Annotated in this window: 10 protein-coding genes; 1 reads left to right on the forward strand and 9 read right to left on the reverse strand. The window is 73.6% G+C overall.

Annotated elements, in window-relative coordinates; all coding sequences use genetic code 11:
• Positions 1–32: 32 nt before the first annotated feature.
• Positions 33–578, reverse strand: a complete 546-nt coding sequence (gene def / locus OH807_RS09670; RefSeq protein WP_406196404.1) for a peptide deformylase — start codon at positions 576–578, stop codon at positions 33–35.
• A 457-nt stretch (positions 579–1,035) separates the two neighbouring features.
• On the opposite strand from def, the gene OH807_RS09675 reads away from it, so the two are divergent.
• Positions 1,036–1,671 carry a hypothetical protein gene (locus OH807_RS09675; protein ID WP_406196407.1) on the forward strand — a complete coding sequence of 212 codons (636 nt, stop codon included), beginning with the start codon at positions 1,036–1,038 and terminating at the stop codon, positions 1,669–1,671.
• A 146-nt stretch (positions 1,672–1,817) separates the two neighbouring features.
• Here OH807_RS09675 and OH807_RS09680 read toward each other — a convergent pair whose 3' ends face one another.
• The 8 genes from OH807_RS09680 to OH807_RS09715 all read right to left on the reverse strand — a co-directional run bounded on the left by OH807_RS09680 (position 1,818) and on the right by OH807_RS09715 (position 10,495).
• Positions 1,818–3,908 carry a primosomal protein N' gene (locus OH807_RS09680; protein WP_406196410.1) on the reverse strand — a complete coding sequence of 697 codons (2,091 nt, stop codon included), beginning with the start codon at positions 3,906–3,908 and terminating at the stop codon, positions 1,818–1,820.
• A 202-nt stretch (positions 3,909–4,110) separates the two neighbouring features.
• On the reverse strand, positions 4,111–5,319 hold the full coding sequence (gene metK / locus OH807_RS09685; protein ID WP_406196413.1) for a methionine adenosyltransferase: 1,209 nt from the start codon (positions 5,317–5,319) through the stop codon (positions 4,111–4,113).
• 150 nt (positions 5,320–5,469) lie between these two features.
• Positions 5,470–6,717, reverse strand: a complete 1,248-nt coding sequence (gene coaBC, locus OH807_RS09690) for a bifunctional phosphopantothenoylcysteine decarboxylase/phosphopantothenate--cysteine ligase CoaBC (RefSeq protein ID WP_406196416.1) — start codon at positions 6,715–6,717, stop codon at positions 5,470–5,472.
• A 238-nt stretch (positions 6,718–6,955) separates the two neighbouring features.
• Positions 6,956–7,222 (reverse strand): DNA-directed RNA polymerase subunit omega, encoded by a 267-nt coding sequence (rpoZ, locus tag OH807_RS09695; RefSeq protein WP_030240625.1) that lies wholly within the window; start codon positions 7,220–7,222, stop codon positions 6,956–6,958.
• 36 nt (positions 7,223–7,258) lie between these two features.
• Positions 7,259–7,816, reverse strand: coding sequence for a guanylate kinase (gene gmk / locus OH807_RS09700; protein WP_406196419.1), 558 nt, complete (start codon positions 7,814–7,816; stop codon positions 7,259–7,261).
• Between the two features lie 49 nt (positions 7,817–7,865).
• Positions 7,866–8,192, reverse strand: a complete 327-nt coding sequence (gene mihF / locus OH807_RS09705) for an integration host factor, actinobacterial type (protein ID WP_030056187.1) — start codon at positions 8,190–8,192, stop codon at positions 7,866–7,868.
• A 327-nt stretch (positions 8,193–8,519) separates the two neighbouring features.
• The gene (gene pyrF / locus OH807_RS09710; RefSeq protein WP_406196422.1) at positions 8,520–9,353 is read right to left on the reverse strand and encodes an orotidine-5'-phosphate decarboxylase; all 834 of its coding nucleotides are present in this window, start codon (positions 9,351–9,353) and stop codon (positions 8,520–8,522) included.
• Between the two features lie 29 nt (positions 9,354–9,382).
• Entirely contained in the window at positions 9,383–10,495 is a 1,113-nt protein-coding gene (locus OH807_RS09715) for a quinone-dependent dihydroorotate dehydrogenase (RefSeq protein ID WP_406196425.1), read from the reverse strand.
• Positions 10,496–10,605: the final 110 nt, after the last annotated feature.

A 10,605-nucleotide genomic window follows, 5' to 3' on the forward strand; every position in this document is an offset into this window, starting at 1 on the left:
GTGGCGGGGCTTGGCAGGGTGGGCGGGCGCGGTCAGCGCGCCGAGCCGAAGGTGCTGTGCGGCGAGATCCTGACGACGGGCGCCGGTCCGCCGCCCCAGTCGGTCTCGCGGATCTCCTTCATCGCGGCCTTGCGCCGCTCGCGGTCGAGGCGGTCGATGAAGATGATGCCGTCGAGGTGGTCGGTCTCGTGCTGGATGCAGCGGGCCAGCAGCTGGGTGCCCTCGACGGTGACCGGGTCGCCGTACATGTTGACGCCCCTGGCGACCACGCCGTAGGCGCGTTTGGTGTCGAAGCGCAGCCCGGGGAGCGAGAGGCAGCCCTCGGGGCCGTCCTGCTCCTCCTCGGTCAGCGACAGGTCGGGGTTGATCAGGTGGCCGGTGACGCCGTCCACGTGGTACGTGAACACCCTCAGGGAGATGCCGACTTGGGGCGCGGCCAGCCCGGCACCCGGGGCTTCGAGCATGGTGTCGGTGAGATCCCGGACGAGGGTGCGCAGTTCCTTGTCGAAGGTGGTCACCGGCTTCGCGGTGGCCCGGAGGACCGGGTCCCCGAAAATGCGGATCGGCTGGATCGCCACGGGCTACGGGCTCCTGTCCCTGGGATTTTCGGGCGCCGAAGGCCGAACACCGGGCCGCCGGGGCCGGAATTCCGACCTCGGCAGCCGACTTCGAGCTTCCGGACTCTGACGTCGGACTCTGACTGCGAACTGCTGGGGCTTGCTGCGAACAACGGAACTGCGGACAACGAACTACGAACTACGGCGTACCGGTAAGGATTCGGGCTCCAGGCCCGGTTCGTCGGCGGGCGCAGCCCGACCGACCGGGCCGCCGAACGCCCGGCGGCCACCGGCCAGTCTATGCAATCCCACCGGTCCCGCTCCGGTCGCGCCCGGGCATCTGGCATATCCCGAGTAGCCCGGCTGCGTGACCCCGGCCCCCGGTCGGGCGTTGGTCAAGTGAGATTGACCGGGGCCGGAACGTACGGGACACCGCGTTCCGGCCGAGCTGAACCGTACGGAAGGTGGCGCGTAAGCCATGGCCGAGCAGATCAACCACGACGCCCGGGCGCGGGCGAGCCTGCACCTGCTGGTGCGGGACATCGAGCGGGTGAGGCGGCAGGTCGACGCGCTGCGGACGCTCACCGCCCAACTGGGCAACGTCTACCGTCCGCGCCGCCCGAGCACCTCGGCGGGCTTCGTGGTGTACGGGCGGGCGCCGGCTCCGACGGTGCGCCTGGCGCAGGAGCTGCGGGAGAGCGTGGAGACCCTGGTGGCGGCGGCGGTCGAGTTCGACCGGGCGCTCGGGTTCTCCTGGGACTCGGTGGGCTCGGCCCTCGGGGTCACCAAGCAGGCGGTGCACCGGCGGTACGGGATGCGCCGGCCGACCAGCGAGCTGCTGGCGGCCGGCGGGGTGCCCGCGTCCGGGGTGCCGGGCGTACCGGCGCCGAGCCGGCCGGACCGCTCCGAGGAGCTGCCCGCCGCCCCCGCGCCGACCGGGCTGGCCGCGACCGTCCCGGCGGCCCGCCAGGGCGGCCTGGACCGCAGCGCCCTGGACCGGGCGGCCATGGAACGGGCCGCCCTGGACCGGGGCAGCATGGACCGCGCCGCCCTGGACCGGGGTGCGGTCGACCGGAGCCCGGTCGACCGCTCCGGCGTCCCGCTGCGCGGCTGAACAGCGGACGACCCGGGTGAGGAGCGGGGCAACCCGCCGCTCCTCACCGGGCGGCCGCCGGCCCCACCGGCCACCCGACCGCCACAGCCGCCCCGACCTCCACGGCCGCCCCGCCGCACCGACCGCCCCCCGGCGGCCCCGCCCGCTCACCCGATGTCCGTCGGATCGATCCGCACCTTCACCGCCTCCGGCGTCCGCAGCGCGATCCGGGCGATCTGCGCCGCCTTGAGCGCCGCCGCCAGCGCCGCGCCCTGACCGGGCGGCACCCGCAGCAGCGCCCGCTCCTGCTCCTCCCCCCGCAGCGCCGGCGCCGGCACCGGGCCGAGCACGTCCGCCTCGGACGGCAGCCGGATCAGCCCGAGCAGATCGGCGACCGCGGCCGGGCTGCCGGAGACGGAGGCCATCCGCGACACCGGCGGGAAGTGCAGCTGGGCCCGTTCGTCCAGCTCCAGTCCGGCGTGGCCGAGCGGGTCCCAGCGGACCAGCGCCTGCACCGGCCGCGCGGTGGGCTCGGCGACCACCACCACCGTGCCGCCCTCCGTCGAGGGCCGGACGAGGGCGGCGGCGGCCAGCCAGAGCCGCAGGGTCTCCTCGCCGGCCCGCAGGTCGGGCCGGCCGAGGAGCGCCCAGCCGTCGAGCAGCAGGGCGGCCGCGTACCCGCCGCCGCCCTCGACCACCGGCTCGGCGCCCGGTGTCGAGATCACCAGCGCGGGTTCGTCCGGGACGGTGGCCAGGACGGCGTCCCGTCCGGAGGTCCGCACCGGGACGCGCGGGAACGCCTTGCCCAGCTCCTCCGCCGTCCGCCGGGCGCCGATCACCTGGGCACGCAGCCGGAACGATCCGCACTCCGGGCAGTGCCAGTCGTGCTCGGCCTCGCCGCACCACCCGCAGTGCAGCGGCGCCTCGGCGGAGGCGGCCTCCAGCGGGCCCTCGCAGCGCCGGCAGCGGGCGGGCGTCCGGCAGCGGGCGCAGGACAGCCGGGGGACGTAGCCGCGCCGCGGCACCTGGATCAGCACCGGGCCGCCGGCCGCCAGCGCCTCCCGGGCGGCCTCCCAGGCGACCGAGGGCAGCCGGGCGGCCTGCGCGGCGGCGTCCCGGTGCTGGTCCTGGTCGGTGACGGTGCGGACTCGCGGCGCCACCTGCCGGACGGTCTCCCGGTCGGCCGTGAGGGGCCGGGCCCACCCGGTGCGGACGAGTTGCGCACCCTCGACGGTCACCGCGTGCCCGCCGAGCAGGACGCCGGCCCCCTCGTCGGCGGCGCGCAGCAGCGCCACCTCGCGCACGTGCGGGTGCGGGGCGCGCGGGTCGCTGTGGCTGCCGTCGCCGTCGGACCAGACGACCACCAGTCCGAGGTCGCGGACCGGGGCGAACATCGCGGCGCGGGTGCCGACGGCGGCGTGCACCGAGCCGCGGCTCACCGTCAGCCAGCGGCGGTACCGCTCGCGGGGGCCGAGGTCGGCCGCCAGGGTGGCGTGCATGCCCTCGCCGAGCAGTTCGGTGAGGGCCTGGTCCACCCGGGCCACCGAACGGCCCTCGGGCAGGACGACGAGGGCGCCGCGCCCGCTCGCCAGGGTGGCGGCCACGGCCCGGGCGATCTCGTGGGGCCAGCCGGGGCCGGGCAGTGCCGTCCAGACCGCGCGCGGCGAGCCGCCGGCGGCCAGGGAGGCCAGGAAGTCGGCCCCGGCGGGGTAGCGCGACCAGCTGCCGGGGGCGGGCGCCGCCGGCCGCGCGCGGGGCGGCGGCGAGGCCTCGGCCTCGGCCTTGGCGTGCCGGGGCGGGACGGCCAGCTGGAGGACGTCCGCCAGGGTGCCGGCGTACCGGTCGGCGACGGTCCGGCAGAGCCGCAGCAGGTGCGGGGTGAGCACCGGCTCGGGCGAGAGCACCTGGGCGAGCGGTGCCAGCGGGCCGGCGAAGTCGCTCTTCTCCAGGCGCGCGACGATGAACCCGTCGTGCAGTTCGCCGCCCTCGCGCTGGCCCTTGACCACCCGCGCGCCGAACCGCACCCGGACCCGCACACCGGGCTGGGCCTCCTCGGCCATCGCTTCGGGCACCGCGTAGTCGAAGAACTTGTCGATGGTCAGCACGCCCTTGTCGACCACCACGCGGGCGACCGGCAGGTGCTCGGCCCGTTTGGCGCCGCGCCACGTCCGGGGCTTGGCCCGGCGGACGGTGTCCCGGATGAACGCCAGCTGCTCCGGGCCTCCGCCCTCGTCCTCACTCCCCTGCGTGCTGCTCATCGCTCCCAGTACTACCAGGTCACACCGACATCACCCCGCTCAGGCCCGCTCCTCCGGATCTTGTCCGACAGCGCGGCGAGATTCGCAGGAGTGGGCCCAGGGGCCGGACAACGCCGCAGGCGGCGGCTCCCGGGATTCCGGGAGGCCACCGCCTGCGGTCGGACGACCCGCCCGGGCACGCGGCCCGGGACGGTTCACCCGATCAGTCCTGCACGGCCTTCTTCAGCTGGTCGACCCGGTCGGTCCGCTCCCAGGTGAAGTCCGCCAGCTCACGGCCGAAGTGCCCGTACGCCGCGGTCTGGGCGTAGATCGGGCGCAGCAGGTCGAGGTCGCGGATGATGGCGGCCGGGCGGAGGTCGAAGACCTCGGTGACGGCCTTCTGGATGGTGAGGACGGGGACGGTCTCGGTGCCGAAGGTCTCGACGAAGAGGCCGACGGGCTCGGCCTTGCCGATGGCGTAGGCGACCTGGACCTCGGCGCGGCGGGCGAGGCCTGCGGCGACGATGTTCTTGGCGACCCAGCGCATGGCGTAGGCGGCGGAGCGGTCGACCTTGGACGGGTCCTTGCCGGAGAAGGCGCCGCCGCCGTGGCGGGCCATGCCGCCGTAGGTGTCGATGATGATCTTGCGGCCGGTGAGGCCGGCGTCGCCCATCGGGCCGCCGATCTCGAAGCGGCCGGTCGGGTTGACGAGGAGGCGGTAGCCCTCGGTGACGAGCTTGATGCCCTGGTCGGCGAGGGCCTTGAGCTCCGGCTCGACGACGAACTCGCGGATGTCCGGGGTCAGCAGCGAGTCCAGGTCGATGTCACTGGCGTGCTGCGAGGAGACGACCACGGTGTCGAGGCGGACGGCCTTGTCGCCGTCGTACTCGATGGTGACCTGGGTCTTGCCGTCGGGGCGCAGGTACGGGATGGTCCCGTTCTTGCGGACCTCGGAGAGCCGCTTCGACAGGCGGTGCGCCAGGGTGATCGGCAGCGGCATCAGCTCGGGCGTCTCGTCCGACGCGTAGCCGAACATCAGGCCCTGGTCGCCGGCACCCTGCTTGTCCAGGTCGTCCTCGTCGCCCTCGACGCGGGCCTCGTACGCCGTGTCCACACCCTGCGCGATGTCGGGCGACTGCGCGCCGATGGACACCGACACGCCGCAGGAGGCGCCGTCGAAGCCCTTCTTCGAGCTGTCGTAGCCGATCTCCAGGATCTTGTCCCGGACGAGCTGGGCGATCGGCGCGTACGCCTTGGTGGTCACCTCGCCGGCCACGTGCACCTGGCCGGTGGTGATCAGCGTCTCCACGGCGACCCGCGAAGTCGGGTCCTCCCGCAGCAGAGCGTCGAGGATGGTGTCACTGATCTGGTCAGCGATCTTGTCGGGGTGTCCCTCGGTGACGGACTCCGAGGTGAACAGGCGGCGAGACACAGCGCTCCCTGGGGTTGCAGCGGCTGCTGACTGAAGGCCCCCGGCGGACCGGGGACATCCGGAAAGACTTGATTCCTGGAGTGTAACGGTCGAGTTCCGGCAACGGTCACTGCATTCCGCAATTGGAGACCGGACAATCACCGGAGGCGGTCATTCCGTGACCGATTGCCACCGGTTTCCGACCAGGTCCCAGACCACGTCGGCGAGGGCCTCCTTCGGGCCCACCGGGACGGGCGTCTCACTGCCGTCCGAGCCCAGTACCACGGCCTCGTTGACGTCCTGGCCGAACGCCTTGCCGTTGCCGACCTCGTTCACCACCAGCAGGTCGCAGCCCTTCCGGGCGAGCTTGGCGCGGCCGTTGGCGAGCACGTTGTCGGTCTCCGCCGCGAAACCCACGACCAGTTGACCCGAACGGGCACGCGCGCCGGAGAGCTCGGCCAGGATGTCCGGGTTGCGGACGAGGGCGACCGGCGCCGGCTCGGTCCCTTCGACCTTCTTGATCTTGCCGGTGGCGTACTCGGCGGGCCGGAAGTCGGCCACCGCGGCGGCCATCACCACCGCGTCCGCGTCCACCGCGGCCTTCAGGGCGGCGTCCCGCAGTTCCAGTGCGGTCGAGACGTGCACCACGTCGACGCCGGCCGGGTCGGGCAGCTCGGCGTTGGCCGAGAGCAGCGTCACCCGGGCGCCGCGGGCGGCGGCGGTCACCGCGAGCGCGTAGCCCTGCTTGCCGGAGGAGCGGTTGCCGAGGAAGCGCACCGGGTCGAGCGGCTCCCGGGTGCCGCCCGCCGAGACCACCACGTGCCGGCCGGCCAGGTCGGCGCGGGCCCCGCCGTGCCGCAGCACGGCCCGGCAGGCGTCGAAGATCGCGGACGGCTCGGGCAGCCGGCCCTTGCCGGTGTCCTTGCCGGTCAGCCGGCCGACGGCGGGCTCCAGCACGATGACGCCCCGGCGGCGCAGCGTGGCGACGTTCTCCCGGGTGGCCGGGTGCTCCCACATCTCGGTGTGCATCGCGGGCGCCAGCACGACCGGGCAGCGCGCGGTGAGCAGGGTGTTGGTGAGCAGGTCGTCGGCGAGCCCGTGCGCGGCCCGCGCCATCAGGTCGGCGGTGGCCGGGGCGACCACGACCAGGTCGGCCTGCTGCCCGATCCGCACGTGCGGCACCTCGTGGACCCGCTCCCAGGTCTCGGTGGCGGCCGGCCGGCCGGAGAGCGCGGCCCAGGTGGCCTCGCCGACGAAGTGCAGCGCGGCCTCGGTCGGGACGACGGTGACCTGGTGGCCGGATTCGGTGAACCGCCGCAGCAGCTCGCACGCCTTGTACGCGGCGATGCCCCCGCTGACGCCGAGGACCACCCGCGGGGCGTCCGCCCGCCCGGTGCTCGCGTCCGTGCTCGCGCTCATGCTTACCGTCTCTCCTCGCTCGGGCCGGGCACTCACCCTACGACCCCTCGGCGAGCGCCTGCACTGTGGCGCCCCACACAGCCCCGCACAGCCCCGCGAGGCCCCGCGAGCCCCCCCCACCGGCCACGACACCGACCGGGACACCGGCCACGGCACCGGCACCGACCGGCACCGGCCGGGACACGCCGAAGGGCCCGCCGGAACGAGTCCGGCGGGCCCTTCGGGAGAAGGCAACGGCTCAGGCCGCCTCGATCGCCTCGGCGGTGAGCATGCCGGCGTTGATCTCGCGCAGCGCGATCGACAGCGGCTTCTCGTGCACGTGGGTGTCGACCAGCGGGCCGACGTACTCCAGCAGGCCCTCACCGAGCTGCGAGTAGTAGGCGTTGATCTGACGCGCGCGCTTGGCGGCGTAGATCACGAGGCTGTACTTGGAGTCGGTGGCCTCAAGCAGCTCGTCGATCGGCGGGTTGATGATGCCCTCGGGCGCGGTCATCGAAGAGGACACGCTAGAACCTTCCGAAAGGTGGAAAAGACAGACAGGTCAGGATACACCGAGCAAGGCTAGCAGTTCGGTCGCGACCTGCTCGACGGAGGTGTTGACCAGAGTGGTGTCGAACTCCGGCTCGGCGGCCAGCTCGACGGTGGCCGCCTCCAGCCGCTTCTCGATCACGTCCTGCGACTCGGTGCCCCGGCCGGTGAGCCGGCGGACCAGCTCGTCCCAGCTCGGCGGAGCCAGGAACACCAGCTGTGCCTCGGGCATCGACTCGCGCACCTGGCGGGCGCCCTGCAGGTCGATCTCCAGCAGGACGGGCTCGCCGCGCTCCAGCTTCTCCAGCACCGCGGACCGGGGGGTGCCGTAGCGGTTGCCGGCGAAGACGGCCCACTCCAGCAGTTCGCCGTTGGCGATCAGCTTGTCGAACTCGTCGTTGTCGACGAAGTGGTACTGGACCCCGTTCTGCTCGCCCGGCCTCGGGTGGCGGGTCGTCGCCGACACCGAGAGCCAGACTTCGGGGTGCTGCTTCCTCATATGAGCGACGACCGTGCTCTTGCCGACGCCCGAAGGGCCGGAGAGCACGGTCAGCCGCGGACGCTCACTCATGCACCGATTATCCCGGATCGCGGACGATCCCGGGACCACGGGGGCACGGTCAGGCGGCACCGCCGCCGAACTCCCGCTCCAGGGAGGCGATCTGGTTCGTGCCGAGGCCACGGACCCGGCGGCTTTCGCTGATGCCGAGACGCTCCATGATCTGCTTGGCGCGGACCTTTCCGACGCCCGGAAGGGACTCCAGCAGGGCGGAGACCTTCATCTTGCCGATCACGTCGTTGTCGGCCTTGCCGGCCTTGATCACCTCGTGCAGGGAGGCGCCGGAGTGCTTGAGCCGGTTCTTGACCTCGGCGCGCTCCCGGCGAGCCTCGGCGGCCTTGGCGAGCGCGGCGGTGCGCTGTTCAGGGGTAAGGGGCGGAAGAGCCACGCCGTTCACCTCAGGGTGTGGAAGGAAGGGATTGAGCTATGACTGGTTTGGTTCCCAGGGCACCGACAGCAGGGGAACCTCACGGCTCTGACCTGCGAGAGCAGCGGGAATCGCGGCTCTTCGATGACCTATCGCCGGACACTACCCGGATTGCGGCGCCACGTCAGGAAAAGAACACGAAAAGTCCTGGTCAGCCAAGGCCGACCAGGACTTTCCCGGGCAAAATGACCGCGATTGCGGACCTTTGGCGGCGCCGATGTGACCGCGCTCACGTCAGACCCCGCGGCGCCGCGCCACCCCGGCGCGCCACTGCACAGCGTCAGCGGCTCACTTCACCGCGTCGGCGAACTCCTGTACGAAGCGGTCCGCGGCCTCCCGCAGGGCCGGTACCGACGGGCCGTGCTTGAGCACGTCGCGGCTGACGCTCGGGACGACGTTGCGCACCGAGGCGCCGAACACCCGCGGCAGGTCCGCCATGGTCGCGCCCTGGGCGCCGACCCCGGGGGCGAGCAGCGGGCCGTTGATCGCCAGGTCCACGCCGGCGTCCGCCAGGGTCGCGCCGACCACCGCTCCGAAGGAGCCGAGCGGCTCGGCACCGGCGTTCTCGGCCGCCAGCCGGCGCAGCACGGTGGCGGCCACCGACTCGCCGTCCGCGCCGACCGCGCGCTGCACCTCGGCGCCCTCGGGGTTGGAGGTGAGCGCCAGCGCGAAGACGCCCGCGCCGTTGTGCGCGGCCAGGTCGAGCGCCGGGCGCAGCGAGCCGAAGCCCAGGTACGGGCTGACCGTGACGGCGTCGGAGAAGAGCGGGCTGCCGGGGCTGAGGAAGGCCTCGGCATAGGCGGCCATGGTGGAGCCGATGTCGCCGCGCTTGGCGTCCATCAGGACGAGCGCACCGGCCGCACGGGCCTCCTCGACCGACTTCTCCAGCACCGCGACGCCCCGGGAGCCGAACCGCTCGAAGAAGGCGGCCTGCGGCTTGAGCACGGCGACCCGGTCGGCCAGCGCCTCGACCACGGTCCGACTGAAGGTCTCCAGGCCGGCCACGGAGTCCTCCAGCCCCCAGGCGGCGAGCAGGGAGGCGTGCGGGTCGATGCCGACGCAGAGCTGGCCGCGGGCGTCGAGGGCCCCGCGCAGGCGGGCGCCGAAGGGGGCGAGGGTCATGTCGTCCTTTCCGGAACGGTCGTGGGGGTTCAGGAGGCCTTGGGCGCGGGCACGGCGCTGCCGACGGCGGCGGCCAGGCTGCGGAAGCCGCCGGCCCGGACCTTGGCCGACAGGCCCCGGTGGATGCGGCGGCACCAGAACGGGCCCTGGTAGATGAAGGCGCTGTAGCCCTGGACGAGGTCGGCGCCGTGGACGATGCGCTGCCAGGCGTCCTCGGCGGTCTCGATCCCGCCGACGGAGACCAGGGTGAGCCGGCCCCCGGTGCGGGCGCGCAGGCGCTGGAGCACCTCCAGCGCGCGGGCCTTCAGCGGGGCGCCGGAGAGGCCACCCATGCCGATCTCCTCGATCCGGGCGGCCGGCTCGCGCAGCCCGTCGCGGCCGATGGTGGTGTTGGTGGCGATGATGCCGTCCAGGCCCAGCTCCAGGGCGAGGTCGGCGACGGCGTCGACGTCCTCGTCGGCCAGGTCGGGGGCGATCTTGACCAGCAGCGGCACGTGGTGCGGGGTCGAGCGGTCGGCGGCCTCGCGGACGGCACTGAGCAGCGGCCCGAGGTGCGAGACGGCCTGCAGGTTGCGCAGCCCGGGGGTGTTCGGCGAGCTGACGTTGACCACCAGGTAGTCGGCGTACTTGGCGAGCCGCTCGGTCGACTTCACGTAGTCGCCGATCGCGTCGGCCTCCTCGACCACCTTGGTCTTGCCGATGTTGATGCCGACGACCGGGGTGGAGCTGGTGTGCGGGCGGGCCGCGAGGCGGGCGGCGACCCGGGCCGAGCCCTGGTTGTTGAAGCCCATCCGGTTGACCAGCGCGCGGTCCTCGACCAGGCGGAAGAGCCGCGGCTGCGGGTTGCCGGGCTGCGGCTCGCCGGTGATGGTGCCGATCTCGACGTAGTCGAAGCCGATCATCGACAGGCCGTCGATGCCGATGCCGTCCTTGTCGAAGCCGGCCGCGAGGCCGAACGGGCCGGGCAGGTCGAGACCCAGGGCGGTGGTGCGCAGCGCCCGGTCGCGCGGGGCGAGCACCAGCCGGACGAGGGCGCGCAGACCGGGCACCGAGGAGGCCAGCCGGATCCAGAAGAAGGCCAGGTGGTGGGCCTTCTCCGGGTCCATCTTCTTGAAGACGAGGTCGAACAGCAGTTTGTACACAGCGAATTCCCATCGGCGGCGGGCGCGGCCCGTCGGGAGCAGGGGCCTGGGGCGGCTCCGGCCGGTGGCCGGGGCTGGGTGGGCATGGCAGTGGGGGGCACCCGGCGGCT

Source organism: Kitasatospora sp. NBC_01560, assembly GCF_045208415.1.
Lineage (GTDB): Bacteria > Actinomycetota > Actinomycetes > Streptomycetales > Streptomycetaceae > Kitasatospora.

Coding starts and splice junctions, on each gene's coding strand:
- OH807_RS09675 (WP_406196407.1), top strand. CDS start 1,036: ATGGCCGAGCAGATCAACCACGACGCCCGGGCGCGGGCGAGCCTGCAC.
- OH807_RS09680 (WP_406196410.1), bottom strand. CDS start 3,908: ATGAGCAGCACGCAGGGGAGTGAGGACGAGGGCGGAGGCCCGGAGCAG.
- coaBC (WP_406196416.1), bottom strand. CDS start 6,717: ATGAGCGCGAGCACGGACGCGAGCACCGGGCGGGCGGACGCCCCGCGG.
- gmk (WP_406196419.1), bottom strand. CDS start 7,816: ATGAGTGAGCGTCCGCGGCTGACCGTGCTCTCCGGCCCTTCGGGCGTC.
- pyrF (WP_406196422.1), bottom strand. CDS start 9,353: ATGACCCTCGCCCCCTTCGGCGCCCGCCTGCGCGGGGCCCTCGACGCC.